The organism is Pseudomonas sp. WS 5410, assembly GCF_012985645.1.
Classification (GTDB): domain Bacteria; phylum Pseudomonadota; class Gammaproteobacteria; order Pseudomonadales; family Pseudomonadaceae; genus Aquipseudomonas; species Aquipseudomonas shahriarae.
Window position 1 is genome coordinate 1 of record NZ_JAAQWS010000033.1, and the last position, 24,182, is coordinate 24,182.

29 protein-coding genes and 2 pseudogenes are annotated in these 24,182 nt (G+C 60.1%); 20 read left to right on the forward strand and 11 right to left on the reverse strand.

What is annotated here, in order from left to right:
- The 7 genes and pseudogenes from HBO24_RS29865 to HBO24_RS28325 all read left to right on the forward strand — a co-directional run.
- The coding region (locus HBO24_RS29865) for an IS3 family transposase (RefSeq protein WP_332875105.1) at positions 1-92 on the forward strand (92 nt) is incomplete at its 5' end.
- Between the two features lie 52 nt (positions 93-144).
- Positions 145-306: pseudogene (locus HBO24_RS29765) on the forward strand (transposase); the annotation flags it as partial.
- Between the two features lie 82 nt (positions 307-388).
- Entirely contained in the window at positions 389-883 is a 495-nt protein-coding gene (locus HBO24_RS28305) for a hypothetical protein (protein ID WP_170060776.1), read from the forward strand.
- A 136-nt stretch (positions 884-1,019) separates the two neighbouring features.
- Positions 1,020-1,196 (forward strand): annotated as a pseudogene (locus HBO24_RS28310) (HNH endonuclease); the annotation flags it as partial.
- A 72-nt stretch (positions 1,197-1,268) separates the two neighbouring features.
- A complete protein-coding gene (locus HBO24_RS28315; RefSeq protein WP_057960453.1) occupies positions 1,269-1,913 on the forward strand; it encodes an HAD family hydrolase in 645 nt (214 codons plus the stop codon).
- A gap of 116 nt (positions 1,914-2,029) precedes the next feature.
- A complete protein-coding gene (locus tag HBO24_RS28320; protein ID WP_170060777.1) occupies positions 2,030-2,980 on the forward strand; it encodes a hypothetical protein in 951 nt (316 codons plus the stop codon).
- 123 nt (positions 2,981-3,103) lie between these two features.
- Positions 3,104-3,478, forward strand: a complete 375-nt coding sequence (locus tag HBO24_RS28325) for a helix-turn-helix transcriptional regulator (protein ID WP_170060778.1) — start codon at positions 3,104-3,106, stop codon at positions 3,476-3,478.
- Positions 3,479-3,500: 22 nt separating this feature from the next.
- On the opposite strand, the gene HBO24_RS28330 is transcribed toward HBO24_RS28325, so the two are convergent.
- Both HBO24_RS28330 and HBO24_RS28335 read right to left on the reverse strand, forming a co-directional pair.
- Positions 3,501-4,136, reverse strand: coding sequence for an amidase family protein (locus tag HBO24_RS28330; protein ID WP_170060779.1), 636 nt, complete (start codon positions 4,134-4,136; stop codon positions 3,501-3,503).
- Positions 4,137-4,375: 239 nt separating this feature from the next.
- Positions 4,376-5,431: an MBL fold metallo-hydrolase gene (locus tag HBO24_RS28335; RefSeq protein WP_170060780.1), complete on the reverse strand. Its 1,056-nt coding sequence runs from the start codon at positions 5,429-5,431 to the stop codon at positions 4,376-4,378.
- A gap of 132 nt (positions 5,432-5,563) precedes the next feature.
- On the opposite strand from HBO24_RS28335, the gene HBO24_RS28340 reads away from it, so the two are divergent.
- Complete coding sequence (locus HBO24_RS28340) at positions 5,564-6,187, forward strand: TetR/AcrR family transcriptional regulator (RefSeq protein ID WP_170060781.1); 624 nt, start codon at positions 5,564-5,566, stop codon at positions 6,185-6,187.
- A gap of 196 nt (positions 6,188-6,383) precedes the next feature.
- Complete coding sequence (locus HBO24_RS28345) at positions 6,384-7,442, forward strand: diguanylate cyclase (RefSeq protein WP_170060782.1); 1,059 nt, start codon at positions 6,384-6,386, stop codon at positions 7,440-7,442.
- Between the two features lie 99 nt (positions 7,443-7,541).
- Here the strand turns inward: HBO24_RS28345 and HBO24_RS28350 are convergent, their stop codons facing one another.
- A complete protein-coding gene (locus HBO24_RS28350) occupies positions 7,542-8,429 on the reverse strand; it encodes a LysR family transcriptional regulator (RefSeq protein ID WP_170060783.1) in 888 nt (295 codons plus the stop codon).
- A gap of 80 nt (positions 8,430-8,509) precedes the next feature.
- On the opposite strand from HBO24_RS28350, the gene HBO24_RS28355 reads away from it, so the two are divergent.
- Positions 8,510-9,217 (forward strand): CTP synthase, encoded by a 708-nt coding sequence (locus tag HBO24_RS28355; protein ID WP_170060784.1) that lies wholly within the window; start codon positions 8,510-8,512, stop codon positions 9,215-9,217.
- A complete protein-coding gene (locus tag HBO24_RS28360; RefSeq protein WP_057960460.1) occupies positions 9,214-9,570 on the forward strand; it encodes an antibiotic biosynthesis monooxygenase in 357 nt (118 codons plus the stop codon). Before HBO24_RS28355 ends, HBO24_RS28360 begins: the two co-directional genes overlap by 4 nt.
- A gap of 6 nt (positions 9,571-9,576) precedes the next feature.
- On the opposite strand, the gene HBO24_RS28365 is transcribed toward HBO24_RS28360, so the two are convergent.
- Positions 9,577-9,900, reverse strand: coding sequence for a DUF2025 family protein (locus tag HBO24_RS28365; RefSeq protein ID WP_076962912.1), 324 nt, complete (start codon positions 9,898-9,900; stop codon positions 9,577-9,579).
- 246 nt (positions 9,901-10,146) lie between these two features.
- On the opposite strand from HBO24_RS28365, the gene HBO24_RS28370 reads away from it, so the two are divergent.
- Together HBO24_RS28370 and HBO24_RS28375 are read left to right on the forward strand one after the other, a co-directional pair.
- Complete coding sequence (locus HBO24_RS28370) at positions 10,147-11,274, forward strand: glycerophosphodiester phosphodiesterase (RefSeq protein WP_169961349.1); 1,128 nt, start codon at positions 10,147-10,149, stop codon at positions 11,272-11,274.
- Positions 11,275-11,949, forward strand: coding sequence for an AraC family transcriptional regulator (locus HBO24_RS28375; protein ID WP_170060785.1), 675 nt, complete (start codon positions 11,275-11,277; stop codon positions 11,947-11,949).
- Here HBO24_RS28375 and HBO24_RS28380 read toward each other — a convergent pair.
- Positions 11,941-12,819 (reverse strand): sterol desaturase family protein, encoded by an 879-nt coding sequence (locus tag HBO24_RS28380; protein WP_170060786.1) that lies wholly within the window; start codon positions 12,817-12,819, stop codon positions 11,941-11,943. The two genes, HBO24_RS28375 and HBO24_RS28380, sit on opposite strands and share 9 nt — an antisense overlap.
- A 151-nt stretch (positions 12,820-12,970) precedes the next feature.
- Here HBO24_RS28380 and HBO24_RS28385 point away from each other — a divergent pair, with 151 nt between their 5' ends.
- Positions 12,971-13,276, forward strand: a complete 306-nt coding sequence (locus HBO24_RS28385; protein WP_038442689.1) for a PepSY domain-containing protein — start codon at positions 12,971-12,973, stop codon at positions 13,274-13,276.
- A 51-nt stretch (positions 13,277-13,327) separates the two neighbouring features.
- Here the strand turns inward: HBO24_RS28385 and HBO24_RS28390 are convergent, their stop codons facing one another.
- On the reverse strand, positions 13,328-14,956 hold the full coding sequence (locus tag HBO24_RS28390; protein WP_170060787.1) for a methyl-accepting chemotaxis protein: 1,629 nt from the start codon (positions 14,954-14,956) through the stop codon (positions 13,328-13,330).
- Positions 14,957-15,187: 231 nt separating this feature from the next.
- Here HBO24_RS28390 and HBO24_RS28395 point away from each other — a divergent pair, with 231 nt between their 5' ends.
- The gene (locus HBO24_RS28395; protein WP_057441934.1) at positions 15,188-16,210 is read left to right on the forward strand and encodes a transporter; all 1,023 of its coding nucleotides are present in this window, start codon (positions 15,188-15,190) and stop codon (positions 16,208-16,210) included.
- 146 nt (positions 16,211-16,356) lie between these two features.
- The gene (locus HBO24_RS28400; protein ID WP_170060788.1) at positions 16,357-17,973 is read left to right on the forward strand and encodes an inorganic phosphate transporter; all 1,617 of its coding nucleotides are present in this window, start codon (positions 16,357-16,359) and stop codon (positions 17,971-17,973) included.
- 93 nt (positions 17,974-18,066) lie between these two features.
- Here HBO24_RS28400 and HBO24_RS28405 read toward each other — a convergent pair whose 3' ends face one another.
- The gene (locus HBO24_RS28405; RefSeq protein WP_057441938.1) at positions 18,067-18,510 is read right to left on the reverse strand and encodes a multidrug/biocide efflux PACE transporter; all 444 of its coding nucleotides are present in this window, start codon (positions 18,508-18,510) and stop codon (positions 18,067-18,069) included.
- 90 nt (positions 18,511-18,600) lie between these two features.
- Here HBO24_RS28405 and HBO24_RS28410 point away from each other — a divergent pair, with 90 nt between their 5' ends.
- Positions 18,601-19,455, forward strand: coding sequence for a LysR family transcriptional regulator (locus tag HBO24_RS28410; protein WP_120733967.1), 855 nt, complete (start codon positions 18,601-18,603; stop codon positions 19,453-19,455).
- 13 nt (positions 19,456-19,468) lie between these two features.
- On the opposite strand, the gene HBO24_RS28415 is transcribed toward HBO24_RS28410, so the two are convergent.
- The 4 genes from HBO24_RS28415 to HBO24_RS28430 are packed head-to-tail and all read right to left on the reverse strand — an operon-like array spanning position 19,469 to position 22,011.
- Positions 19,469-20,698, reverse strand: coding sequence for an RNA polymerase sigma factor (locus tag HBO24_RS28415; RefSeq protein WP_170060789.1), 1,230 nt, complete (start codon positions 20,696-20,698; stop codon positions 19,469-19,471).
- Positions 20,695-21,171 (reverse strand): SRPBCC family protein, encoded by a 477-nt coding sequence (locus HBO24_RS28420; RefSeq protein WP_057441942.1) that lies wholly within the window; start codon positions 21,169-21,171, stop codon positions 20,695-20,697. The genes HBO24_RS28415 and HBO24_RS28420 overlap by 4 nt, the downstream gene beginning before the upstream one ends.
- Positions 21,172-21,203: 32 nt before the next feature.
- Positions 21,204-21,548 (reverse strand): YciI family protein, encoded by a 345-nt coding sequence (locus tag HBO24_RS28425; protein ID WP_057441944.1) that lies wholly within the window; start codon positions 21,546-21,548, stop codon positions 21,204-21,206.
- A 43-nt stretch (positions 21,549-21,591) separates the two neighbouring features.
- Positions 21,592-22,011, reverse strand: coding sequence for a nuclear transport factor 2 family protein (locus tag HBO24_RS28430; RefSeq protein WP_057960470.1), 420 nt, complete (start codon positions 22,009-22,011; stop codon positions 21,592-21,594).
- 148 nt (positions 22,012-22,159) lie between these two features.
- Here HBO24_RS28430 and HBO24_RS28435 point away from each other — a divergent pair, with 148 nt between their 5' ends.
- The 3 genes from HBO24_RS28435 to HBO24_RS28445 all read left to right on the forward strand — a co-directional run bounded on the left by HBO24_RS28435 (position 22,160) and on the right by HBO24_RS28445 (position 24,174).
- Positions 22,160-22,648: a GNAT family N-acetyltransferase gene (locus tag HBO24_RS28435; RefSeq protein WP_057441948.1), complete on the forward strand. Its 489-nt coding sequence runs from the start codon at positions 22,160-22,162 to the stop codon at positions 22,646-22,648.
- Between the two features lie 70 nt (positions 22,649-22,718).
- A complete protein-coding gene (locus HBO24_RS28440; protein ID WP_170045752.1) occupies positions 22,719-22,973 on the forward strand; it encodes a helix-turn-helix domain-containing protein in 255 nt (84 codons plus the stop codon).
- Complete coding sequence (locus tag HBO24_RS28445) at positions 22,966-24,174, forward strand: type II toxin-antitoxin system HipA family toxin (RefSeq protein WP_170060790.1); 1,209 nt, start codon at positions 22,966-22,968, stop codon at positions 24,172-24,174. The genes HBO24_RS28440 and HBO24_RS28445 overlap by 8 nt, the downstream gene beginning before the upstream one ends.
- The last annotated feature ends 8 nt before the right edge of the window (positions 24,175-24,182 follow it).

The following is a 24,182-nucleotide window of genomic DNA, read 5'->3' on the forward strand; positions in this document are numbered from 1 at the left end:
TCGATTACATTGAGGCGTTTTACAACCGAACGCGTCGTCACAGTCACCTGGGCGGCGTCAGTCCTGAGGCCTTTGAAAGTGCCTCACTTTGAGGCTGGAAAATGTCTACGGAAACGGGGGTAGTCCATTTTAAGCGGGTCTTTCATGCAGCCACAACGCCGTTCCTACTCCAAGTCCTTCAAGGCCCTAGTCATCCAAGAGTGCGCCCAGCCCGGGGCCTCGATTGCCAGCGTTGCGCTGAGCCATAGCCTCAACGCGAAACTCGTCCTTAAATGGATTCGATTGCAAACGCAGAAAACCATGGCGCTGCAACCTGCTTTCATTCCGCTGCCCTTGCAGCTAGCCGGAGCAAATTCGCAAGCCGTGTCATCGACTAGGCGCCTCCAGCTTGATCGGAGAGGAATCTACATCAAGCACTCATACAACGCGCGTTCTTGGGTTTGTACTGCACGATTTGAAGCATCTCGAACGACAAGGCTTGATCACGCGAGCAAAAAATCTGAAGACTGGTCGCCATTTCACCAGCAGCTCGGTGGAAAATGCCAAAGCACAGCTTGAGAACATGATCTCGCTCAAGCGTTTTTCAGCTCAGCTCGGCATGACTCCAAAGACGTTCTCCAGGCGATTTATCCAAAGCGACTTTCTGGAGTACCTCCGCATAGGGAGTAAAACCCTAATATCCATAGAGCAAATCCGTCGAGTGCAAGAGCACAGCGAGCTATTCATAAGCTTCTGCGAAGCGGATGAAATCGTAGGCGCTTCAATCGGCCACAGCGCCAACCTTGTAAGACAGAAAAGGCTTAATCCCGTACACCTGCATGAAACCGGCTACGTTTCTACAATTCGCCTTTTGCGCCGACATGATGTTATCGAAATAAAATAACCCCCTCCTACGCAAAAACCAGTAATGTTCTGCCATTTATTTTCGGGACCACCGTTTCGCGGGCCAATGACGATGAGCTCATAGTCGCAGCGTGAAAAAGCCCTGGGGTCGCACCCGGGGCTTTTTTATGGCCGCCGGTTTGCCATTTCTTGAAGTACATCACCTCAAACACCTGGCCCGTAAGGGTTCGGATCGCATCTCCAATGCTGTAGCCTTGTGCCCCAATTGCCATCAGCGTTGTCACCGGTCGAGCGACCGGGATGATTTCACTGCGGGGTTTTACTCGAGAATCAGCAGATTGATACCGGAGTAGACTCCTGCGGTCACAGCTTATGCATTCCAAAAAAATAGTAGATAGGACCGAGGCCACCCCGTGAACCCAGACATGCTAGAAGCCGGCCCCGTGGGCGCCAAGGTACTTTCAGTGTTCGACTTCGACGGCACCCTGACCCGCCACGACAGTTTTGTGCCGTTTCTCAAGTTTGCTTTCGGCAAGCAGGAATTCAATCGCCGGATGCTCAAGCTGGCGCTGCCGGGCTTGCGCTTTCTGGTGCGCCGGATGAGCCGTGATGAGCTCAAGGCGCAGTTGATTCGCACCTTTATGACCGGTGTAGAGAAGGCCTGGGTGCAGCGCAAAGCCGAAGAATACTGCCAGGCTTATTGGAACAAGCTGATGCGCCCTGCCGGTTTGCAGTCGGTGGCCGATGAAATTGGCTCCGGTGCCGAAGTGACGTTGTGTTCGGCTTCGCCGGCAATCGTGTTGCAACCTTTTGCCGATCGCCTGGGAATCAAACTGATCGGGACCGAGCTTGAGGTGGTCGATGGGGTGTTGAGTGGGCGCCTTACGGGCAACAACTGCCGTTGTGAGAACAAGGTGTTGCGGCTTGAAGCGGTGTATGGCGACCTGGGTGAGTATCGGCTCAGGGCCTGGGGTGACACGCGCGGGGATCGCGAGTTGCTGGCGGCGGCGCAAGATGCGCATTGGCGGCATTTTCATTCGGCCAAGCGCCGAGGCAAACCGAAGCCGTAAGCCGCTTGGAACCAGCCCTTTCAGACGTGTTGAAAGGGCTGCGCCCTGATAGCGGACATTTGTGCTACCTGCGCAACCCCGCTATTAATAGCGAATCTTGCCACGGACCCGCCCCGATGAAATTCGACATAGCCTATTGCCTGAGCCTGGACGAAAAGCTGTCGATCTATGACGTGCGCGACCTGAATTTCGACGAAACCGCCGCCTTCGACTCCGATAAGGACAGCTTTCTCTGCCCCAACGATGATTGCCGTGCAGCGTTTGCAGCGGGCAATGTGCTGGGTACGTTCAATGGCAAGAACGTCAACTACCTGCGCACCCCGCACTTCAAGAACCTGCCCAGCACCCGGCATATCGACGGCTGCCGCTATGCCAGCCACAAGGCCGCTGCGGGAGACGCTGCGGACGAGCGCGAAGAGAACTTCCCGTCGGAGTTTGTGCTGACTCGACGTCAGTACGAACGCAAGACAGTCATCCAAGGTTCCGCAGACGCTATCCCACAAGATCCGGCGAAAGCACCTTCGAAAATCTCCAATACTTCCCACAGCGCCAGCGAAACCACCCCGGACAAGACCAGCGTCTTCGCCCACCCGGTGGAATGCTACGTGTCCAATATCGACGACAAGGACAAGCTCAAGGGCATGCCGTTGAAGATCGGTGAGCACACCGCGACGTATTGGGCGTTTTTCAAGAAGATCGAATACCTGCAAGACAACAAGGGCTTGATCTACTGGGGCCGGATCAAAGCGATCAAGGACTACACCAGCAGCGTTCGCATCGACTTTGAAAAGAAAGTGTGGCTCGACAAGAAGCCGTATTCCGTCAACGTCTACCTGAACAAGAAGCTGATCGAGAACTACCGCAAGCGCAAGGCGTTCCTGGAGCAGATCAGGGCCGCCGTAAACAGCGATCGCCCGCTGTATTGCTTCTTTTATGGTGTGACGCCGGAGTTGAAACAGGTACCAAGCAAGAAAAACCCCGAGCAGACGTTCGGGGTGTTCAGTGCCGATATCCAGAACCTGGACCACCTGCTGATCCGCGAGGCGCCGGGGCTGGAGGAGAAGTGACCGGAAGCGCCCGCCAATCGCGGGCCGATCAGCCGAGAAAGAATCCAGTTGATGAACGGTCAAAACAGCTGTACAAAAACACAGTATAGTTTGCCCTCCCCCGTTGGATTCCTGGAGAACCCCATGTCCTCTCTGGCAGTGAGCACCACCGTAGATCAGCAAATCGTCCTTCATCAATTCACCCCACGGCACAGTGTGCAGGCCCGCGCGCTGCTGGGCTGGAGCCGGGAAGACCTGGCCCGACAAGCCGGGGTTGGGGTGGACGCTATCCAGCGTTTTGAAAGCCATCAGGAGGTGGATGACGCCATCCGCATCGCCCTGGCATTTCGTCTGGAGCACGAAGGCCTGGTGTTTTTCCCAGGGTTTGCGCCGGGATGGGGCATGAGCGGGCGTCGCTCCCCTACGCCACAGGCGGATGCCGAACCGGCTCGTCGGAGCCTTATCGCCCGGCTGCTGGGCTCGCCATCCTCGAACACGCCTCAACCCAACGGCGCTTAGGCCCGATGACCGCGCAAAGGGGTCACCTCACGGGCATGTCGGCGTGAGCCTGCATCGCCTGTTGATAGACCCGCACCAAGACCGACAGCGAGTCCCGTGCCCAACGGGCACCGTAGAACCAGAGTACGACCCTCGTGCCTTGGAGACCGTCGCTGAATATCTGGCATACGCCTGGGTATCCGGTTTTGCAGAAGATGTGGAAGGCTGGGCTTTGGCCGTCTGACACCAACGCGTCGAGGCGATGCTCGTTCATTCGCTTGTCGATCTCGTTGCTGGACTCCAGAGTGAAGTACGCGGCATCCGGTAACTGTGCCTCCACTGGCACCACTTGGGCGCCGGCAGCCTTTAACACCTCCAAAGCCTGGAGAAACCCGCTGGAATGCTCCACCGTTTCACGTACACCGTTGCGCAAATATCCGTCGGCAAAACCGATACGCCAATCGGCCAGGGCGGGAGCGGATTTGGCGGCGTTGTTTTCCATGATGGGCGGAACTTCCACCATGACCTGGCCTACAGGGTCCAGGCCGCTCAAGGCAATAAGCGATAGCGACGGATCACGTACGGTCTTCATCATCGGGCCAGGGATATCGAACCTGGGGCCCTGGACGGCAGGCGTAGCAGCAGGCTGAAACTCAATGCCACCGCGAGACGTTGACACATTGTCTGTCGACCCAGAAGGAGCGGCAGGCCCACAAGGCATTGCGTTAAAGGCGTTGAACACCAAAGGCAACCCCACGGAACAGGGTGCACCGGGCGACAAGGTTTTCCTACATTTGTCCTCCATCAGGCCCCACTCCCAGAAAATGGCTTTCCGAGATCATCGCACCCTTTTCCAGTCGGTTCTCCAGGCAGAAATACCTTGAAAGCCCTTTTACCGTGTGGCTTTAGCAACCCCTTTCAACTCACTAGCTGTTCTGCCGCCTGGGCCTCGACATCCAGCCACCAGGCATGCCCACGTTCAGGGGCAGCCAGCATAAAAGCCTGGCCCATGGCGGGTGTGGCAATTGACACATTGCGCTCCCAGGCCAGGGCCATGATGCGGTCAAACGGCTCATGCCAGGCATGAAATGCCAGGTCAAAGGTGCCATTGTGGATCGGCAGCAACCAGCGCCCCTTCAGGTCGATATGGGCCTGCAAAGTTTGTTCGGGCTGCATGTGGATATCGGGCCAGTCGACGTTGTAAGCACCGGTTTCCATCAGCGTCAGGTCAAATGGCCCATATTGCTCGCCAATACGCTTGAAACCTTCGAAATAGCCGGTGTCGCCACTGAAAAAGATACGCCGGGCATCATCGACCATCACCCAGGACGCCCACAGCGTCTGGTTGCCATCAAACAGGCCTCGGCCGGAAAAATGCTGGGCTGGGGTGGCGACAAAGTGGATGCCGTCCACTTCAGTGCCCTGCCACCAATCCAACTGCCGCACCTTGCCTGGCGCCACACCCCATTTGATCAAGGTGTCACCCACGCCCAGTGGCGCGAGAAAATAGCGCGTCTTGGCGGCCAATTGCACAACGGCTTGGCGGTCCAGGTGGTCGTAATGGTCATGCGACAAGATCACCGCCTCAATCGGCGGCAGTTCTTCAAGGCTGATAGGCGGCTGATGAAAGCGCTTGGGGCCGGCCCAATTGAAAGGCGAAGCCCGCTCGGCGAACACCGGATCGGTCAGCCAGAACTTGCCGCGCATTTTCAGCAGGACGGTGGAATGCCCCAAGCGGTAGACACTGTGATTCGGGGCGCTCAATAACTGCTCACGCGTCAGGCACTGTACCGGGATTTCACCTACCGGCCGCGTGCTGCGGGGCTTATGAAAGAGCATCTTCCAGAAAATCTGTAGCGTTTTGCCAAAGCCTGCACGGCTGACCGGCGCATGATTATTGAACTGACCTTGCTGCTGCTCGGACGATTTGAGCGCTGGGGAAGAGGTATCGACACGGGTAGAGATCGTGGCCATTACAGAGTGACTCCGGTACGTTCTGCTGATGCAGGTCAACAACTACACTGCACAGTGTAGTTTCAAGATTGCAACAAAACCCGGACCAAGTAAACTACCGAGTGTAATTTTCTTCCCAGAGCCGAAAGCCCCATGACTGCACCTCAACGCCTCACCGACCGTAAACGCGAAGCCATTGTGGCAGCGGCCATTGCCGAGTTTCGCGATAACGGTTTCGAGGTCACCAGCATGGACAAGATCGCCGCCACCGCTGGCGTATCCAAGCGCACGGTGTACAACCACTTCCCCAGCAAGGAGGAGTTGTTCACCGAGATCCTGAATAAGTTATGGGCCAGCAGCGTTGCACAACTGGATGTCAGCTACAGCAGCGCACAGCCCCTGCGCGACCAATTGCGGGTGTTGCTGCAAGCGAAGATGAAGATGATGTCGGACGCCAACTTCCTCGACCTGGCCCGGGTGGCAATTGCCGCGACCATCCATTCCCCGGAGCGGGCCCAGGGCATCGTCAATCGCCTGAGCGAACGTGAAGAAGGGTTCACATTATGGGTGCGCGCAGCGCAGGAAGACGGTCGCCTCAAGCCCGTGGACCCGTGCTTTGCCGCCCATCAGGTGCAAAGCCTGCTCAAGGCCTTCGCCTTCTGGCCGCAAATCACCCTGGGCCAACCCACCCTGGATGCGACTACCCAGGCCAACGTGATCGAGTCAGCGATGGACCTGTTTCTGGCCGGCTACGAGATTGCCACCCGCCCCCAATAAATCCCTCTGTCGTCAATACGACACTGGCGGGTCGTTTTTGCCTGAATCCTGCGGATCCCCACGCAAATGGCCTGGAAGGACACTGATTATTCCTGCGTAAATCACTGACAATAATCACCTGTCATCTGGCGTAAATGGCCTTTTGACAAGGCACGCCTTCGCAACTTAAAAAAAGAACAACCTGACGCAGGAATCTATGGAAAACCTTCGAGGCAAAGGGCTCTCGTTTGCCCGGCGCATTTATCGGCCGCGCATTCTCGGGCTGGGCATCGGCAGCCTTTGCGTGCTGGCCGCCCTATACCCGCTGGCCATGCCCGGATGGGTCTGGGCACTGTGGCTGTTCAATGGGTTTATCTGGCCGCACCTGGCATACCAGCTATCAAGCCATTCAGCGTTTCCGTACCAGGCCGAGCGACGCAATCTGCTGTATGACTCAGTGTCCGGCGGGTTCTGGGCCGCAGCCACACAATTCACGCCCCTGACTGCAGTGACCATCCTCGCGATGATGACCATGCATAACGTCGCGGCGGGCGGCAAAAAGCTGATGATCCAGGGCATGCTCGCGCAACTGGTGGGCGTGGCAGTGGCCTGGCTGGTGTTCGGTCCTTCGTTCAACCCCAATGTCGGCCTGATCCAGGTGTATGCCTGCCTGCCGATGCTGATTCTCTACCCCGTCGCCATCGGCATGGCCAGCTATCGCCTGGCTATCAAGCTCTCGGAACACAAGCGCGCCCTGAGTGCCTTGAGCCGTACCGACAGCCTGACCGGCCTGCTCAATCACGGGTCGTGGAAGGACTTGCTGCAATTGAAGTTTCACAAGTGCCAGCAACAACAGTCCCAGGCCACCATCGCACTGATTGATGTCGACCACTTCAAGCAGATCAACGATGCCTATGGCCATATCGTCGGCGACCGGGTCTTGCGGCAACTGAGTAAGGAATTGCAGCGCAATGTGCGGGAAAATGACCTGACGGGCCGCTACGGTGGCGACGAGTTCTGCGTGATCCTGCCGGACGTGTCGCTGGAGCAAGCCAGTTATGTGATGGAACGCCTGCGGGAAATGTTCAGCCGCTACCGCGACCCGCAGGTTCCAGAACTACGGGTCAGCCTGAGCATTGGCCTGGCGGCCTACCAGGCGCAATTCACCCAGGCGCATATGTGGCTCAACGCGGCGGACCAAGCCCTGTACGCCGCCAAGGGCACCGGGCGCAATCGGGTGACCGTCGCCGATTCACTGGTCGCACGCTCCGCCTGAAGGGGCTAATTATTCAGACCGCATGTTCGTCCACCCTGTAGAAGCCGGCTCGCCGTGCGGGCGGTGAGCATGTTTGCCAATGCTCGGGCTGGCCGATGCCTATAAAGGGCGACGCAGATGCCGGCCCAGCTCATCGAACAACGTCACCACTGAACGCAGCGCCCGACTGTCCGGGCGCGTCAGCAACCACAAGGCCGTGTCGTAACCCGTAAGCGCCGGCCCCAACGGCTGCAATCCCTGGCCATCCGCCAACAGAAAATCCGGCAGCGCCGCCACGCCCAGACCGGCACGTACCAATTGGGTTACAGACAACATGCTGTTGCACCGATAACTGGGCCTTACGCCGGGTAAATGCTGGCGACGCCAAGCCACGGTGGGATGGTCGGGCAAAAAATCATCCGGGGCGATCCACGCCAGGGCCGCCAAATCTTGAGTAGCGTGTTGCTCTATGTAACCGGCACTGGCGCAGACTCGATAGGACACCGTCCCCAAACACCGTCCCACCAGGTGCTCCGGCGGCGTCCTGGTCAGGCGCAAGGCAATATCCGCGTCGCGGCGGCTGAGGTTGGCGAAATCATTGGACGTACTCAATTCCAGGGTCAGTGCCGGGTAAGCGGGCATGAACTGCGCCAAGGCCGGCAATAACAGGCCCTGCAACACTGAGTCAGTGCAGGTCAGGCGCACCGTGCCGCTGATCACTTCACCGCCCTGCTCGACCCCCACGCGGGCTGCTTGCAGCGCCTGTTCGGCACGCTCGGCCTGCTGGGCCAAGGTGGTGGCCAAGCTGGTCGGCAGGTAACCGGCGCGGCTTTTTTCGAACAGTGCCTGCCCCAAAGACGACTCAAGACGCCGCACGGCCCGAAACACCGTAGACACATCCACCCGCAGCAAGGCCGCAGCCCGCGCCAAAGTGCCGCCACGCACCAGGGCAAGGATCAGCGCCAGGTCGGAATAGTCGATTTGATAGTGCGTGGCTGCATTGAACATGTGGGGTAACGCCAATATTGATTGCGCGAACGCCAATCTATAGTGCCCTTCAGGACTCGACAAGCCATTGGACGCACGCCATGACCCCCTCTGCTCTGCACCTCGCCCTGATCGGCGATTACGATCCTCAAGTCACCGCCCACCAAGCCATTCCCCTTGCCCTGCAACAGGCGAGTACACACCTGAGGCTGACACTTCAGATTGAATGGCTGGCCACCGACACCCTTAAGGACAACCACACCTTGCAGCCTTTCGACGGGTTCTGGTGCGTACCTGCAAGCCCCTATCGCGATGCCGACGGGGCGTTGCGGGCGATCCGCTTTGCCCGCGAACAGCGGCGTCCTTTCCTCGGCACCTGCGGCGGTTTTCAACATGCCGTGTTGGAATATGCACGCAATGTGCTGAGGTGGGCCGATGCCGAACATGGCGAGTTGGCACCTGATGCGCCACGGGCGGTGATCGCCCCCTTGTCGTGTGCTCTGATCGAAACCATCGCGCCCATCCACTTGATGGCCTTCACCCGTATCGCCGAGGCTTACGGCACCCTTGAAATCCAGGAGGGTTATCGTTGCCGCTATGGCCTCAATGCCGACTTCAAACAGGCACTGCTGGAGGACAATCTGATTGGCAGCGCCCATGATTCGGCGGGCGAGGTGCGGGCGATAGAACTGCTGGACCATCCGTTTTTTGTCGCCACTCTGTTCCAGCCAGAACGCGCGGCACTTACCGGTGCCAGCGTGCCGCTGGTCAGCGCATGGCTCCAGGCCTGCCTGGAGCGCTCGGCATGATCGCCCAGACACCCTCCCCGCCCTACTACGCAGTGATCTTCACTTCCCTGCGCACCGAGACCGACCAAGGCTACGCACAGGCCGCCGACCGCATGCTCGAACTGGCCCGCCAGCAACCGGGGTTTCTCGGTGTCGAATCAGCCCGCGGCGATGATGGCCTGGGGATTACCGTGTCCTACTGGACCAACGAGGCCGCCATCCTGGCCTGGAAACAACACGCCGAGCACCGCAACACCCGCGAACAGGGCCGGGCCATCTGGTACGGCGCGTTTCAGACACGGGTATGCAAGGTAGAACGGGCTTATGCCTTCACCGCAAACGGCACCACCCCCGCGCCTACGGGATTGGCGTGATGGTGATCAACCTACCAGGCTGCGCACCGCGCTGATCTGCGGGATCTCCACCCGGCGCATATACACCCGCAGCGGCTCGGTGATGTTGATGCGGTCGTCGATGTTCTGGTCCAGCAGGAGTTGGATGTGCTCGCGGGACAGGGTCATGGCCTGGTCGGCCGCCGGCTGCCAGACAAACTCGCTGGTGGGGATGATGCCGTCGTCGGCGACGTCCATGCCGAACGAGTCTTCGCTGAAACGCACGATGTACTGGCCGGTCTTGCGGTTCAGGCCGACAAAGCCGTTGAGTTGGTCGGCGGCCTGGCAGATGAGTTCTGAAGTGATGCGCATGCTAAACCTCACTGAAAAATCCCACAGGGGAAGTGAACGATGGTTTACACGCGAGGCGGCGAAAGAAGGCAATGCAGGTTTCCCTCTGGCGGGGAAACTCGGGCCAAGAATACTGCATAGCACGGCACAAAAGCGCAGAAAAATAGCGCATGCGCACGTTAATGTCGGTTTGGTGATAGCGCGATTTGAATGCAATTGTTAAAAAGGAAGCCTTCTTGAAGCTACCTCCACGAAAGGACCTCGCACATGCCTGCTACGTTTACCAAGAGTGCCCTGCTGCTCGCACTGATGATGGGCCTTGGCCACGCACAGGCTGCAAGCCCCATCAGCCCGGTTGAACTGGCGACCAAGGAGGGCATTCCGCACCCTGCCGTGATCGCCCACCGGGGTGCGTCCTACGATGCACCGGAATCCACCGCCGCCGCCTACAAGCTCGCCCGCGACCTGGGTGCCGACTACCTGGAACTGGACCTGCAACGCAGCAAGGACGGCGTGCTGTTCGCCCTGCACGACAATAACCTGCAACGCACCACCGACGTGGCCACCAAGTTCCCCGAGCGCAAGGACAGCCCGGCCAACGAGTTCACCTGGAAAGAACTGCAAAGCCTGGATGCCGGCAGTTGGTTCAACACCGCCTACCCAGAGCGTGCGCGCCCGGGCTTCGTCGGGTTGAAAATCCTCAGCCTGGACGAAATCATCAAGATCGCCGAAGGCAACCCCCAGCATAAACCCGGCCTGTACATCGAAACCAAAGAGCCCAAGCAGTTCCCGGGGATCGAAGCCGATCTGAAGGACAAGCTGCTGGACAAGGGGTGGCTGAGTTCCGTGGGTTCCAAGCTGGGCAAGAGCAACACAGGCGTCGGCCAGGGCAAGGGCCGCGTGGTGTTGCAGACGTTCGAGACGGCCAGCCTCAAGGAACTGCAGAAAGAGATGCCCAACACCCCGAAAATCCTGCTGTTGTGGGTAGGTGAAGGCAGCATCGAGCCCAAGTCCAAGGTGACTTTCGCCGAGTCCGGCGAACCGACCAAGGCGGCCTACTATGCCAAGCAGGAACCCAAGGACGCGGCCGAATTCGAGAAGTGGGTCGATGAAGCCAAGAGCCTCGGTGCAATTGGCACTGGCCCATCGGCACAACTGACGAACCTGGGCGACCAGAGCTATTCGGACCTGGTCAAGCCCGAGATGAACCAACTGACCCACGACAAGGGCCTGCTGGTGCACGTCTATACCGTCGACGAGCCGGTGGACTTCGAGAAGGTCATGAGCGCCGGGGTCGATGGCATCTTCACCAACCGTGCCGCCGAACTGCTGAAGTTCTACAAGCGCTGGCCGTCTTCCAGCGTGCAGGATCTGCTGCAGGACAACGGTTACTGAGTGAGCGAGTGGTCAGGCCAACTGTGGCTGGGGCCTGATTACGGCCTGATCCTCGGTGAGACGGGGCGTACGGCGCCCCACGCGCATTACGCCCATCAATTTATCCTGTCCGCGGAGAGCCCCTTCACGGTCAGCCTTGATGGGCACCTGCAAACGGCTTACCGCCTGTTCATCCCCTCTCGCCAGCCCCATGCCATCGTGCATGCCCCCGGTACAGTGTTGATGGCTTATGTGGAACCCGGTGCATTTGAAAGCCAGTCGTTGCAACACGCCCTGGATACCGCCGATTTTTCCCATCAGCGCCTGGAGCAGACATTGCGCCAGCTACCACGTCGCCAGGCGGACGATGAGCGCGTGCAACGCGCCCTGCACACCCTCGATCAACAGTTGAGCGGCAAGGTCTCGGCGCAGTCATTGGCGCAGGCGGCGCACCTGTCGTTGAGCCAGTTGGAGCGCCTGTTTGTCAGCCAGCTCGGCGTGCCGGTGCGGCGCCTGGTGATGTGGCGCCGCCTGCGCCGGGCCCTGGATCTGGCCCTGAACGGTCACACCCTGACCCAAGCAGCCCATGGCGCGGGGTTTGCCGACTCGGCGCACTTCTCGCGGACCATGAAGCAACTGTTTGGCGTGACCGCCGGGGCCTCCTTGCGCCATCTTCAAGTACATCTCCTACAGTAGTGCGCTTGGCACCGCAGGCTCCTTGCTCAGTTGCGCCGCACTGAAGGGATCACGCAACTGCTCGACGTAATCCACCGGAAAATCCGGCCGGCTGCCAATCCCCAGGTCGCCCTCGCCCATTCGATAGTCCTCGGTGTAAAACGCAGTCCCCAACAGCCAGTCCCACAGGTTGAAAAACAAACCGAAATTCACATCCCCTGCGCGCCCGTACTTCATATGGTGGAAGCGATGCACGGGCGCCCAGGCAAATACCCAGCGCAACGGCCCCAGGCGCATATCGACGTTGGAGTGCTGCAGCAACAGTTGGATGGCAATGGTCAACGCCAGCAGCATCGCCACCTCCAGCGGAATGCCCAGCAGGATCAACGGCAGCAGGCCGGCCGTGGCCTCCAGCATCTGGTGCAAGGGATGCTTCATCAAGCCATTGAACCCATAGAGCCGCTGCACGCTGTGATGCACCGCATGCAAACGCCAGAGTGCGGCGATGCGATGGCTGGCGTAATGCATCAGGGTGATGCCCGCATCGGCAATGATGATTGCCAGCAGCAATTGCGCCCACAGCGGCCAGGCGCGCGGCCAGGCGCCCTCGATCGCCAGCCATGCCGTGAGCAGCGGCAATGCCAGCAACCCCAGGGCATTCAGGCTTTCATTGACCAGCGCGTGGAGGACATCCCGGCGTCGGTCGCCCAGAGGGCGGTTCCACTGGGGCTCGTAGGGCAAGCACAGCTCGGCGATAAACGACACGCCGATGGCCAGCGCAAACACCGCCAGCAGCCACTGCGATGCCCCTAGCGTGACCAACCAGAGCCCCGCGCCAATAAAACCCGCCCAGAACAAGGGCGCGTATAGCCAAGCCAATAGGTGTTTCATAAGTGTCTCCCGTGGGTGAGACACCAGCATGAAATTCCCCGGCGCGGGGCGATTGAACAAACAACGCAAACGTCCTACACAATTAAGGGTAAATTAAGTTGCGCGGGGTAATCTGATCCCACTTAAACAGCTCACCCCAAAGGACCACATCATGAAAAACCTGACCGCTCTGTTCGCTGCTGCTGCCCTGACTCTGACTGCCGGCCTGGCCCAGGCCGATGTTCGCCCGGACCAGATTCCAAGCCTGCTGCAATCGGGCGCCGTGAAGCCATTTGAACAGCTGAATGCCGCCGCCCTGGCCAAACATGCCGGCGCCACCATCAACGACACTGAGCTGGATAACGAAGCCGGGCGCCTGGTCTACGAAGTTGACCTGACCGACACCACTGGCAAGAAGTGGGATGTGAAGCTCGACGCCAAGACCGGCGAAGTGCTGGAAAACAAGCAAGACACTTAAGTTGCCCCGGCAACACAACGCGCCGCCTTCGGGCGGCGCAGTTGTGTCTGGTCAGGCGCTAAGGCGCGCCGTCACCTCATTCAGCTCAGCAGACAGCCCACGCAGGTTATGACTGGCCGCTTCGGTGCGCTGCACGTTGTCCAGGTTGGCAGTGGCCACCGTGGTGATTTGCGTGATGTTGCGCGAGATATCCTCGGCCACCGAAGTTTGCTCTTCGGCCGCTGTGGCAATCTGCCGGTTCATATCGCGGATCGCCTCTACAGCCTGGGTGATATGACTGAGCATCGCCCCGGCCTGGGTGACCTTTTCGACGCTCTCATCACTGCATGACTGGCCGCTGACAATCGCCTCGGCGGCATCCACGGCGCCGGTCTGCACTGCCTGGATGATCTGGTTAATCTCGATGATCGACGCCGCTGTGCGTTGCGCCAGGCTGCGCACCTCATCGGCCACCACCGCAAACCCACGTCCGGCTTCGCCTGCTCGCGCGGCCTCGATCGCCGCATTGAGGGCCAGCAGGTTGGTCTGTTCGGCGATGCCGCGAATCACTTCCAGCACCGTGCCGATGCGCACGCTGTCTGCTTCCAGGCGGCGGATAATGCCACCGGTGTTGAGGATCTCGTTACGCATCTGGCCGATGGTGGCAATGGTCACTTGCATCACCTCGCCGCCCTCACGGGCCGAATGATCGGCCTCATCCGCCGCCCGCGAAGCGCTGGCGGCGTGGCGCGCGACTTCCTGGGCGGTGGCGGACATTTCGGTCATCGCAGTCGCCACTTGATCGGTACGGTTGAACTGATCCTGGGTGCCCGTCGCCATCTGCCCGGCAATCGAGTTCAACTCGCCACTGGCGCTCACCAGGTCCTTGGCACTGCGCTGCAGGCGGCCAAAGGTTTCAGCGAGGAAGTCGCGCAACGTATTGGCGGCTTGGGCCAAGTGCCCCAGTTCATCCTGGCGCTGGCTGGCAACGCGTTCGGCAAACCGGCCATGGCTCAATTGGGCCACATAGTCGATCAGGCCACGGATCGGCAAAATCAGGTTGCGGTTGATCAACCACAGGCTGAACAGACCGATCAGCCCTCCAGACAGCACCATCACCGCCAGGCCCAGCATCACGGTACGTTCGGCATAGGCGCTGATTGCCAGGGATTGCTGCTTGCCCTGCTCATGCAGTTGGGTAACCAGCGCGCTCATCTGCTCACTCACCGCGCGGTCCACACCCTTGACCGCGTTATCCCCGGCCGCCGCATCAGCCCCGGCGGCCACGTAAGCGTCACGCCCCTTCTGGTAGGCCACGCCCAGCATCTGGTGCTCTTGACGCAAGGTTTCCAGGCGACGGTTCAAGCCTGGATCGCCCTGGGTGTTGCTCACCAGGCGCGCCAGGATGCCCTGCACGTCTTGCTGCCGATCCTGGAACTGCCCCCAGTACTTGTTCATGTCCTGAGGTTGCTTGCCACGCAGCAGGACGTTTTTCCATTCCTGGACCTGGACCTTGAATTGCAGGTTGGCTTCATCAATCAGCTGTGAGGTTTGCAACGGCCCCTCCAGCAAACTGCGGTAACTCTGCACACCGTTGGAGAGAAAATGAAAACACGCCAGGGCAATCAACAGCATTGCCAACAGGCTGCCACCGAGCAACGACAAAATCTGTGCTCTCAAGGACTTTCGCAAAAAACTCATCGGGGAGAAGCCTCGAAACAGGGAAATGGGGACCTGCACCGCAACATCCCTGTCAGCCAACACATGGCCAATCCAATTGCATACTTGCACCTTGAATCGGCCGGACTAGACGCTTCTTGAGCCCAGCGGATGAGCGGTCGTACGGCGTCGATCTGTGACTGACACAAAACGGTCAAATCCCCTTGCAATGATTGCGCGACGCGCATCCGTCGCCCTCCCCTGCGAGCCACCATGAACCACAGCATCGACCACGGCCACCAGGACTCCGACCTGTTTGGCCTGCTTTACGGTTTCCGCTTCAGGCCCGGCGAGAAAGCCGAGCAGATCGACTCGGCGGCCGTGCTCAAGGCCTTGCAAGCCCCGGCCGATCCCGATGAATTCCTCTGGCTGCACCTGAACCTGGCCCACGCCGCCTGCCAGCGCTGGATGCAGGCGCACCTGGAGTTGCCGCCGGAGTTCTTCGAAGCCTTGCACGAAGGCTCGCGCTCCACCCGTATCGAGCATGTGGACTCGGCCTTGCTGGCGGTGGTCAACGACGTGGTGTTCAACTTCAGCAGCATGATGTCATCGGACATTTCCACCTTGTGGGTCTGCGCCCGCAGCCGCCTGCTGATCAGTGCGCGCCTGCAACCGCTGCATTCGGTGGACAAGCTGCGCTCATCGGTAAAGGCCGGCGAACACTTCCGCTCGCCCCTGGAATTGCTGGTGCATCTGTTGCGCGATCAAGGCGAGGTGCTGACGCAGATCGTGCGCAAGACCAGCCTCAGCGTCGACCAGATCGAAGACCAGTTGCTGTCCTCGCGCCTGTCCACCAACCGCGCCGAACTGGGGGCCATGCGCCGGGTGCTGGTGCGCTTGCAACGCCTGCTGGCGCTGGAGCCGGGCTCGCTGCTGCGCCTGCTCAATCGCCCGCCGCAGTGGCTGCAGAAGGAAGACGTGAAGGAGTTGCGCAAATCCACCGAAGAGTTCGCCCTGATCATCAACGACCTCACGGCCCTGGGCGAACGGATCAAGTTGTTGCAGGAAGAAATCGCCGCCAACCTCAACGAACAAAGCAACCGCACGCTGTTTACCCTGACGGTGGTCACGGTACTGGCGCTGCCGATCAATATCATCGCGGGCTTCTTTGGCATGAACGTGGGTGGCGTGCCACTTTCCCAGGATCCCGAGGGTTTCTGGATTCTGGTGGCGCTGGTGGCGACGTTCACCTTGATTGCCGGCAGATGGGCGTTTCGCAAGCGCCAGGATTACTAAGGCTCAAATGCAATCAACCTGTGGGAGCGGCGGCGAGTTTTAGACCAGCGGCCGGCTGACGACACCAAACACTGACTTGAGGCAGCACCTCTGTAACATTCTGCAATGATCATGGGAAACATCCTCCCCACTCTGGATGCTCCGGCATGGCCACCCCTTCCCTGACCGCCTCCCACCAGGCAGCCGCCCCTGACGCAAAACCGCAACTGGACACCAAACCCAGCCTGCTCACGGTGATCGTGTTCTTTTCCGTGCTCGCCATGGGCCTGTTGTTCACCGCCTACAGCCTGATGCACGACATGCACGAACTGGGCGCGGTGGTCACCACCTGGACCCCATTCCTGCTGCTGGGCGTGGCGCTGCTGATTGCCCTGGGGTTCGAGTTCGTCAACGGCTTCCATGACACCGCCAACGCCGTGGCGACAGTGATCTACACCAACTCGCTGCCGCCGCAATTCGCGGTGGTCTGGTCGGGGTTCTTCAATTTCCTCGGGGTGCTGCTGTCCAGTGGCGCGGTGGCCTTTGCCATCATTGCCTTGCTGCCGGTGGAGTTGATTTTGCAGGTTGGCTCTTCCGCCGGTTTTGCGATGATCTTCGCCCTGCTGATCGCGGCAATCCTGTGGAACCTGGGCACCTGGTGGCTGGGTTTGCCGGCGTCGTCCTCCCATACGCTGATCGGGTCGATCATCGGGGTGGGCGTGGCCAATGCCCTGATGCATGGCCGGGACGGCACCAGTGGCGTGGACTGGGCGCAGGCGATCAAGATCGGCTATGCGCTGCTGCTGTCACCGCTGATCGGTTTCGGCTTTGCCGCTCTGCTGTTGCTGGCGCTGCGGGCCTTTGTGAAAAACCGCGCGCTGTACAAGGCGCCCAAGGGCAACACCCCGCCGCCGTGGTGGATTCGCAGCCTGCTGATCGTGACCTGCACCGGCGTATCTTTTGCCCACGGCTCCAACGATGGCCAGAAAGGCATGGGCCTGATCATGTTGATCCTGGTGGGCACTTTGCCCATGGCCTACGCGTTGAACCGCACCATGCCGGCCGATCAATCCCTGCAATTTGCCGCCGTGGCTGAAGTCACCCAGCAAGCCCTGGTCAAAGTCGCCCCGCAACCGGCGCCGGTGGACCCACGACCGACGCTGTCGACCTATGTGCGCACCAAGGACGTCACGCCCGAGCTGATCCCCGCCCTCGCCGCCCTGACCGGGCATATCGGCGAGCAAGTCAAAGGCTACGGCTCCCTGGCCAAGGTGCCCGCCGAGGCCATGGGCAACGTGCGTAACGACATGTACCTGACCAGCGAAACCATTCGCCTGATGGACAAGGGCAAGGTCGGAAATTTCGACACCGACACCGAGGGCAAGCTGCAACTGTTCAAGCAACAGATCGACAATGCCACGCGCTTTATCCCGCTATGGGTGAAGATCGCCGTGGCCATCGCCCTGGGCCTGGGCACCATGGTCGGCTGGAAGCGCATTGTGGTGACCGTCGGCGAGAAAATCGGCAAGACCCACCTGACCTACGCCCAGGGCGCCTCAGCGGAAACCGTGGCCATGCTGACCATTGGCGCCGCCGACATGTTCGGGTTGCCGGTATCGACCACCCACGTGCTGTCGTCGGGCGTGGCCGGGACCATGGTGGCCAATGGTGGCGGCTTGCAGATGAAGACCATCCGCAATCTGCTGTTGGCCTGGGTGCTGACGTTGCCGGCGGCGATTGTACTGTCGGGCAGTTTGTACTGGTTGTTTACCCAAATCTTCTGAAACTCTGGCACCCGGACGTGACCGACAAGGTCACGCCGGTAGCTCGCGAATAACCCGAGGGTGCCGCGTGCATTCAGGATGCCCGCGTCATCGTTAACGTCCTTCGCGAGCAAGCTCGCTGTTGAAGAACTTTCCCCGCAGCACGTCGTAGCCCCAGTGGTACACATAGGTGTACGGCAGGAAGAACAGCAGTACGCCGATATCCAGGATAAACGCCTGCATCAGGCTGATGTTCAGCCACGCAGCAATCAGCGGCACGGCGAACAGAATCAGCCCGCCCTCGAACAGCAGCGCGTGCATGATCCGGGTCTTGACGCTATTGGCCAGCTGCAGGCGCACTTTGAGACGGTCGAAAAGGCTGTTGAAAATCATGTTCCAGGTCAGCGCCAACAAGCTGATAGCCAGGGTCACAGCGCCCATTTCCAGGGCCGGCCGGCCAGTGATCCACACCAGCAGCGGCGTACAGATCAACAGGGCCAGGCCCTCGAAACCAAGGGCCTGCAAAACGCGTTCAGTGATGGACTTGGTGGTGTTCATAAGCCTTGCTCTGTGAATGTCGAGGGTTGCCATCATCACTCCCGCACTCGATACTTCATAATCAATAACCATCGACCAAGGCGATAGATGATGGCCTCTCATGAAGTGTTGCAAGCGTTTGTGCAGGCGGCGACCCAAGGCTCGTTTTCGGCGGCGGCACGCAAGCTGGGCAAGAGCCAATCGACCGTCAGCGCCGCGGTGGCCAGCCTGGAGATTGATCTGGACGTGGTGCTGTTCGACCGCAGCAGTCGCAAACCCACCCTGACCCCGGCCGGGCATGTCCTGTTGCAACGCGCCGAGCAGGTGCTGGAGGCCAGCAGCCGCCTGGAGCTTGCCGCCAGCCAGTTGTCCCAGGGGCTGGAACCCAAGCTCAGTATTGCCATGTCCGACACCTATCAGTCGGGACGTTTTGAAACGCTGCTCAGCGCCCTTGAGCAGCGTTATCCGGACCTGGAGCTGGAGTGGCTGATTGCCGAATGCGAAGACCTTATCGCCCTGGTCCAAAGCGGGCGGGCGCAGCTCGCGTTTATCGAGGCGCAGGAGGTCTACCCGCCAGACCTGACCCATGCCACCGTCGAAGAGCGCGCGCAACTTGCGCTGTTTGTATCGCCGCTGCATGCACTGGCCGGCCTTGAGGGCATCAACCAGCAAACCCTGGAACAACACCGGGAGCTGCGCCTGGCAAGCATCATCAGTCCCAACGAAAACCGGCCGACCGGCCGTGTATGGTCCGCCCCCAGCTTTTTGATGCTGATGGAAATGGCCATCCTCGGTTTTGGCTGGGCCCCCTTGCCGCGCTGGCTGGTGGAGCGTTTTGCCAATGGCCAACTGGTGGAGCTCAAGGCGCGCGGCTGGCCACGTTCGGTGGCGGTGGATGCCTTGTGGTCACGACAACAGCCGCCGGGCCCGGCCGGCAGTTGGTTGCTGCAAAAGATGCTTGAGTAACCTCAGCCGGCGCCTACAAAGGGCTATCGGTGCAGGTTGCCAGGCGTCGTTCGATAAAGCGTTTTTCCGGGGCCTGCTGGGTCAGGCCCAGGGCTGTTTCATACGCATGGCGCGCCTCTTTCATCCGCCCCAGTTGCCGACAGAACTCCCCCCGTGCCGAATGCGCCAGGTGGTAATCCCGTAACTCGCCACGCGCCAGGATCCCCTCGACCTGCTGCAACCCCGCCAACGGCCCATCGCGCATGGCCAGGGCAACGGCGCGGTTGAGCTCGATCACGGGCGACGGCAGCATCCGCAGCAGCACGTCATACAGGCCGACAATCTGTGGCCAGTCGGTCTGCGCCGCACTCGGGGCCTCGGCGTGTACCGCGGCAATCGCCGCTTGCAGGCAGTAAGGCCCGAAACGCCGGGTGGCCAGGGCCTGTTCTACCAACCCACAGCCCTGGGCAATCAGCGCTGCATCCCACAGCGTGCGGTCCTGCTCGTCCAGCAGCACCAACTCAGCGGCGGCAGAAAGCCGGGCCGGGCGCCGGGATTCATGGAGCAGCATCAACGCCAGCAGGCCCATGACTTCCGGCTCCGGCAGCAACTCCAGGAGCAGATGGCCCAGGCGGATGGCCTCGCGGGTCAAGTCGTCACGGGTCAGGTCAGCGCCCATGGACGCCGAATAGCCCTCGTTGAACACCAGATAAATCACCCGCAATACGCTGTCCAGGCGCTCGGGCAACTCCGCCAGGGACGGCACCTGGTAGGGAATCCTGGCCTCGCGGATCTTGCCCTTGGCCCGCACGATGCGCTGGGCGATGGTGGCCGGCGTGACCAGGAAGGCCCGGGCAATTTCCTCGGTGGTGAGGTCACAAATCTCACGCAGGGTAAGCGGCACTTGCGCATCCGCCGCCAGCGCCGGATGGCAGCAGGTAAAGATCAGGCGCAGGCGGTCGTCTTCCACGTCTTCGGCACTCCAGTCAGCCGCCTCCAGCGTATCGGCCTGCTCCTGCAACAACGGGGTGAAACGGGCCTGGCGACGCAAGCGGTCGATGGCCTTGAAGCGCCCGGCAGACACCAGCCACGCCCGAGGATTGTCGGGCACACCGTCCTGCTGCCAGCGTTCGACCGCGACGAAGAACGCCTCGTGCAGGGCTTCTTCGGCGAGGTCGAAATCCCCCAGCAGGCGAATCAACGTCGCCAGGATGCGCCGCGACTCACTGCGGTAGACCGCCTCGACCTGGGCCTTGACGGTCAATCGGGCATGCCCGTGGTCACCAGGGTCACCAGCCGGTCCAGGCTCTCACCCCAGCCCTGATGAAAACCCATGGCTTCGTGGGCTTGTTTATCGGCTTCGCTCCAATGCATGGCGCGGGCGGTGTAGCGGGTCTTGCCAGCCACCTCCTCGAAGGTCACTTCGGCGCTCATAAACGGCTTGCCCGAGGGGATCCAGCCCGGCAGGAACGCATCGGTAAACACCAGGCGGCGCGGCGCGTCGATCTCCAGGAACACGCCCTGGGTCGGATACTCACTGCCGTCCGGCGCGCGCATCAGGGTGCGAAACAGGCCACCGACCCACAGGTTCATTTCGCACTCGGGCGTGGTCATGCCGTGGGGGCCCCACCATTGTTGCAAGAGCGCAGGCTCGGTCCAGGCGCGGAACACCCGGCTGGGCGGGGCGTCGATCACCCGGCTGATGGACAGTTCAAATGCAGCAGGTTGAGTGTTCATGGATAAACCTCCTGAGTTTTATAAGTGTTGGGTCAGAGATTCAAATCACGCACGGGGCGCACTTCCACGCTGCCGACCCGCGCCGCCGGAATGCCGCCGGCCACCTGCAGCGCCTCATTCAAGTCCTTGGCTTCGATCAGGTAGAAGCCGGCAAGCTGCTCCTTGGTTTCGGCAAACGGCCCATCGGTGATCGACAACTTGCCGTTACGCATGCGCACGGTGGTGGCCGTGCTCACCGGCTGCAGGGCCTCGGCCGCAAGCATGCGGCCACTGCCGTGGACCGCCTCGGCGTAGGCGTGGCATTCCGGGTCCTTGGGGCTGTCGGGCAGGCTGTGCAGCAAAGCTTCGGCGCTGTAGACCAGGCACAGGTATTTCATGGCGTTCTCCGTTTTTCGGACTAATGACTATAGTTCGCGGTACTCACGGTTCCAGGTCGAACAGACCGGCGCCGGTTTCCATATCGAACGGTGCGGACCAATGCTCGTGCACCACCTTCCACTGGCCGTTGATTCGCTGGTAGCCGGCGCTGACCCGCATCCAGCAGGTTTTCAGCACGCCATCGGGCCCGGTGCCGCCGCAGTGGGCGAGCCAGTGGGCAAAGGCGCTGTCATCGGCGGCGACGATATGCAGTTCATGAAAGTCAAAAACACCGGGGCCCGGGCAAAACTCCATGCAGGCCTGCCAATGGGCACGGTAGGCCGCCTTGCCTTTGAACTGCAGGGCATTAACGGCGTCGAACGCGACGATATCGTCGGCGTAAAAGCTGACAATCTGCTCGACATCCTTGGCGACCACCGCTTGCTTCCATTGCTCGATCAGGGTGTTGATTGCGTTGCTCATGGCGATACTCCTCGGGGTGGAAAATCACAGAAGACACCCTTGGTCGAATGGGCCGCCTGCCAATCGACAAGCCTACAAAAAATAATTTCGCCAAGGGCAAAGCCGCTAGAATTTGCGACTTCCCTGTAGGACTTCGGATATCTGCTCGATGGAAACCCGCCTCGCGCCCTATGAGACGCTGACCGCTGCACAGCAACAGCAACTCGCCAGCCTCGAAGTCCACCCCGAGCAACTGGCCTATAGCGGCGATATCGACTGCGCGCTGAACAGCCTGCTGGTCAACCCAAGTCCCGGCATCAAGGGCTTTGCCTTGCTGGCCGACGAAATCCCCGTGGCCTTCCTGCTGCTCAAGCGCCCGCCCTGCCTGCCCCATTGGGCCGACGAACACAGCGCCACACTGCATGCCCTGCAAGTCGATCGCCACCAACAGGGCCGCGGCTTGGGCAAAGCCTGCCTGCAAGCCCTGCCCGCTGCCGCCCGCCTGGCCTGGCCACAGATCACGGCGTTGGAGTTGTCGGTGGACAGCGACAATGTGGCGGCAATGGGCTTGTATTTGCAGCAGGGCTGGGTAGACCGGGGCGAGGCGTATAAGGGGCGGGTGGGTTATGAGCGGCGGTTGGCACTGACACTCGGTTGATATCAGCGTTGACAATCCTAAAATGTAACGTATATATAACTTTAAAATACAAATGTAACGGTAACGCGACATGGATCCTGCACTTCTGAGCCAGAGAATCGGCAACCAGGTTCGCTCGATGCGCCTCAGCCGTGGCCATACCCAAGCACAGCTGGCAAAGCTGGCCGGTACGACGCGGCAAAAACTGATCGAGATTGAGCACGGCAGCTTGTCGGTGGCGATGAATGCCTACGCACGGGTTTTTGCAGCCTTGGGCAGTGAGGTCAAACTGGTCCCCGTCTCCATGCCAACGCTGGAGGAAGTGGAGGATTTGTTCAATGAGTAGCTACAAACTGCAGGTCCGAACGCCCGAAGGCGCAAGTGGCAGCGTGTTCGTCGGCACTGAGCACTACCACTTTCGCTACGCTGATGATGCCCTGGAGCAGAGTGCAATCAGCCTGCTGATGCCAGTGCGGGCCGAGGAGTATCGACGGCATGAACTGCACCCGATCTTTCAAATGAACCTGCCCGAAGGTTATGTACTGGAGCAACTGAAAAACCGTCTGGCGAAGACCGTCAAGGTAGATCCGATGCTGTTGTTGGCCCTGTCAGGCAGCAGCGCACCTATCGGCCGCGTTTTCACCTCGTCCGCGCAAGTCAACCAACTGATTGAGCGCAACAGCCCCGTGTCGTACGGTGAGCGTCTGGATGAAATCCTCGCCTGGGATGGTGCCGAGGATTTGTTTACCCATCTGGTCGATCGCTACATCCTTCGCGCCGGCATTTCCGGGGTACAGCCTAAGGTATTGGTACCCGAAATCCCGCTGATACCGGAACAGAAACTCACATCGAAAACCAACGATCTGATCATCAAGAGCGGGCGTGACGAGTTTCCAGGCCTGGCGATCAACGAATACCTGTGTATGTCGATTGCAAGGGAGGCAGGTATCCCCGTGCCACCCTTCTACTTGTCACAGAACCACAAGCTTTTCATCATGCGCCGCTTTGATCGGGACGAAAAACTCAACCCCCTGGGCTTTGAAGACATGACCACATTGATGGGCCTGTCCGCCGAGCAGAAATACAGCAAGAGCTACAACATGATTGCCAAGGCTGTTCGCCTCTTTTGTGCAATCGAACATGAACGCAGCTCCCTGGAGCAGTTGTTCGATAGCGTTGCGCTGAGCTGTATCGTCGGCAATGGTGATGCCCATCTGAAAAATTTTGGCTTGCTCTACAGCGATCCACTCAAACGTGACGCCCGTCTTGCACCCGCTTATGACATCGCCAATACCACCGCCTATATTCCCGAAGACGCCCTGGCTCTGGACCTGGACGGCAACCGCTCATTCTTTGCGTCACGCTTGGGAATCCTTGAGTTTGCCAAGACCTGCAGCATAGAAAACGCCGAGGAGCGCATCCGGGCTCTGCTGCAGACCCTTGAAGTGGTGCTCGCACGTGAAGACGATTATTGTCGGCAAGCACCCCACGTTGCTCAGGCCATCCGGCTATCAGCGCAGGGCTACCAACGCAGCTTTGGCGGATAATCGCCAGC

What these genes read in the sequence shown, in the direction of transcription:
- HBO24_RS28315 (WP_057960453.1), top strand. Translation starts at nt 1,269, where the DNA reads ATGCTAGAAGCCGGCCCCGTGGGCGCCAAGGTACTTTCAGTGTTCGAC.
- HBO24_RS28320 (WP_170060777.1), top strand. Translation starts at nt 2,030, where the DNA reads ATGAAATTCGACATAGCCTATTGCCTGAGCCTGGACGAAAAGCTGTCG.
- HBO24_RS28325 (WP_170060778.1), top strand. Translation starts at nt 3,104, where the DNA reads ATGTCCTCTCTGGCAGTGAGCACCACCGTAGATCAGCAAATCGTCCTT.
- HBO24_RS28335 (WP_170060780.1), bottom strand. Translation starts at nt 5,431, where the DNA reads ATGGCCACGATCTCTACCCGTGTCGATACCTCTTCCCCAGCGCTCAAA.
- HBO24_RS28340 (WP_170060781.1), top strand. Translation starts at nt 5,564, where the DNA reads ATGACTGCACCTCAACGCCTCACCGACCGTAAACGCGAAGCCATTGTG.
- HBO24_RS28345 (WP_170060782.1), top strand. Translation starts at nt 6,384, where the DNA reads ATGGAAAACCTTCGAGGCAAAGGGCTCTCGTTTGCCCGGCGCATTTAT.
- HBO24_RS28350 (WP_170060783.1), bottom strand. Translation starts at nt 8,429, where the DNA reads ATGTTCAATGCAGCCACGCACTATCAAATCGACTATTCCGACCTGGCG.
- HBO24_RS28355 (WP_170060784.1), top strand. Translation starts at nt 8,510, where the DNA reads ATGACCCCCTCTGCTCTGCACCTCGCCCTGATCGGCGATTACGATCCT.
- HBO24_RS28360 (WP_057960460.1), top strand. Translation starts at nt 9,214, where the DNA reads ATGATCGCCCAGACACCCTCCCCGCCCTACTACGCAGTGATCTTCACT.
- HBO24_RS28365 (WP_076962912.1), bottom strand. Translation starts at nt 9,900, where the DNA reads ATGCGCATCACTTCAGAACTCATCTGCCAGGCCGCCGACCAACTCAAC.
- HBO24_RS28370 (WP_169961349.1), top strand. Translation starts at nt 10,147, where the DNA reads ATGCCTGCTACGTTTACCAAGAGTGCCCTGCTGCTCGCACTGATGATG.
- HBO24_RS28380 (WP_170060786.1), bottom strand. Translation starts at nt 12,819, where the DNA reads ATGAAACACCTATTGGCTTGGCTATACGCGCCCTTGTTCTGGGCGGGT.
- HBO24_RS28385 (WP_038442689.1), top strand. Translation starts at nt 12,971, where the DNA reads ATGAAAAACCTGACCGCTCTGTTCGCTGCTGCTGCCCTGACTCTGACT.
- HBO24_RS28390 (WP_170060787.1), bottom strand. Translation starts at nt 14,956, where the DNA reads ATGAGTTTTTTGCGAAAGTCCTTGAGAGCACAGATTTTGTCGTTGCTC.
- HBO24_RS28395 (WP_057441934.1), top strand. Translation starts at nt 15,188, where the DNA reads ATGAACCACAGCATCGACCACGGCCACCAGGACTCCGACCTGTTTGGC.
- HBO24_RS28400 (WP_170060788.1), top strand. Translation starts at nt 16,357, where the DNA reads ATGGCCACCCCTTCCCTGACCGCCTCCCACCAGGCAGCCGCCCCTGAC.
- HBO24_RS28405 (WP_057441938.1), bottom strand. Translation starts at nt 18,510, where the DNA reads ATGAACACCACCAAGTCCATCACTGAACGCGTTTTGCAGGCCCTTGGT.
- HBO24_RS28410 (WP_120733967.1), top strand. Translation starts at nt 18,601, where the DNA reads ATGGCCTCTCATGAAGTGTTGCAAGCGTTTGTGCAGGCGGCGACCCAA.
- HBO24_RS28420 (WP_057441942.1), bottom strand. Translation starts at nt 21,171, where the DNA reads ATGAACACTCAACCTGCTGCATTTGAACTGTCCATCAGCCGGGTGATC.
- HBO24_RS28425 (WP_057441944.1), bottom strand. Translation starts at nt 21,548, where the DNA reads ATGAAATACCTGTGCCTGGTCTACAGCGCCGAAGCTTTGCTGCACAGC.
- HBO24_RS28430 (WP_057960470.1), bottom strand. Translation starts at nt 22,011, where the DNA reads ATGAGCAACGCAATCAACACCCTGATCGAGCAATGGAAGCAAGCGGTG.
- HBO24_RS28435 (WP_057441948.1), top strand. Translation starts at nt 22,160, where the DNA reads ATGGAAACCCGCCTCGCGCCCTATGAGACGCTGACCGCTGCACAGCAA.
- HBO24_RS28440 (WP_170045752.1), top strand. Translation starts at nt 22,719, where the DNA reads ATGGATCCTGCACTTCTGAGCCAGAGAATCGGCAACCAGGTTCGCTCG.
- HBO24_RS28445 (WP_170060790.1), top strand. Translation starts at nt 22,966, where the DNA reads ATGAGTAGCTACAAACTGCAGGTCCGAACGCCCGAAGGCGCAAGTGGC.